Here is a 1,220-nt window from a genome sequence, read left to right as displayed (position 1 = left end):
CAGCTTCACCCCTTCGCGGACCGCAGGCTCGCACGCCAGGGCGATGATGGCGCAGATCTGCTCGGGGGTGAAGGTCGGCGGTGTCCCCGAACGCGGCTCATCGCTCAGACGCTCGAGCACCGGGTGATCCGCGCGCTCGCGCCAGCGGCGGCGCCAGCGTTGGACCAACGAGCGACTGACCTGCAACGTGGCGGCCGTTTCGTGCATCCCCTTGCCGGCGTCGGCGGCGAGAATGATTCGGGCTCGGATCGCCAGTTGCTGCGCCGTGGTGTGCTGACGCACCAACGCCTCCAACTGGGTACGTTCTTTGTCGGTGAGGGAAACGGGAATCGGGGTGCAGCGTGGCATCGTGTCATCAACTCGTCGGCGAAACTCAAGACAGATGAGTAGGATGCCATCGATCGCCCAGAAACAGTATTAGGACTTTCACTCTAGACCACTAGTCCTTGCTGCTCCATGCGGAACTTGATCGCTTCGATGGGATCGGCCGGTCCTATGGGGTAATGACGGGATTCATAGGCTTCGATTAGGGCTACCAGCACCTCGCGCTCATCGGCCTCGTCGGTCTGTTCAGGTGCCTGGAAAATAGCCTCCAGTCGCTGAAACGCCACCTGTAAATCGTCGTCAGTGCGGATGGGTTTAATAGTCATTGACTGTCTCCACGTCGATCCTGTCGTACTGGGCATGGGTGCCGATGAATTTCACCCATACGATGCCAGACTGATATTGGACCTCCACCACCAATCGGTACTTGTTACCGCCCACATTGAACACGACGCGGTTGTTACCGCAGATGCTGGCATGGCGATACTGCGCCTTGATGTCTGGAGGTGATTTCCAGTCCGCCTTAAGCACTTCGTCATGCCAGCAGGTTAAGGGACCGCGAGCATCAGCATAGTGAGTTTGCTCCCAAAACTTTCGCAAGGTGCTCTTGGCGATGATGCGCATGCAGACAGTGTAGCTCCCATTTCGGGAGGATACGAACGAGGATCAATCATCGCCTGCGAACCCAAATACGCGCAACGGGGACGATGGGCTCGAGGTCAGCCAGCACGCAGGGGGCGGGGGTGATCAAGAGGAACGGGGGCCGCGCCCACGGCGAATCCGTTCTAACGCACATGGCGGAGCGCCACCCCGGACCATGAAACGGGGCGGTAGCTTGCACGGACGCCAGGAGAGGCAACATATTGCGTCCTGTTGAGCCTCCTACAACAAGTGCG

General features: G+C 59.5%; 3 protein-coding genes. All 3 read right to left on the bottom strand.

Translation table 11 applies throughout. The features are described from left to right. A partial coding sequence (locus CKO23_RS24780) for a helix-turn-helix domain-containing protein (RefSeq protein WP_200331156.1) occupies nucleotides 1-348 on the bottom strand: 348 nt, incomplete at its 3' end. A gap of 83 nt (nucleotides 349-431) precedes the next feature. Further along, complete coding sequence (locus CKO23_RS24775; RefSeq protein ID WP_200336203.1) at nucleotides 432-650, bottom strand: helix-turn-helix domain-containing protein; 219 nt, start codon at nucleotides 648-650, stop codon at nucleotides 432-434. Beyond that, nucleotides 640-948 (bottom strand): type II toxin-antitoxin system HigB family toxin, encoded by a 309-nt coding sequence (locus tag CKO23_RS24770; RefSeq protein WP_200336201.1) that lies wholly within the window; start codon nucleotides 946-948, stop codon nucleotides 640-642. The genes CKO23_RS24775 and CKO23_RS24770 overlap by 11 nt, the downstream gene beginning before the upstream one ends. Between the last annotated feature and the right edge of the window lie 272 nt (nucleotides 949-1,220).

The organism is Thiocystis violacea (assembly GCF_016583565.1).
In the GTDB taxonomy this organism is placed as follows: Bacteria; Pseudomonadota; Gammaproteobacteria; order Chromatiales; family Chromatiaceae; genus Thiorhodococcus; species Thiorhodococcus violaceus_A.
This window is presented reverse-complemented; position numbering and strand designations above follow the sequence as displayed.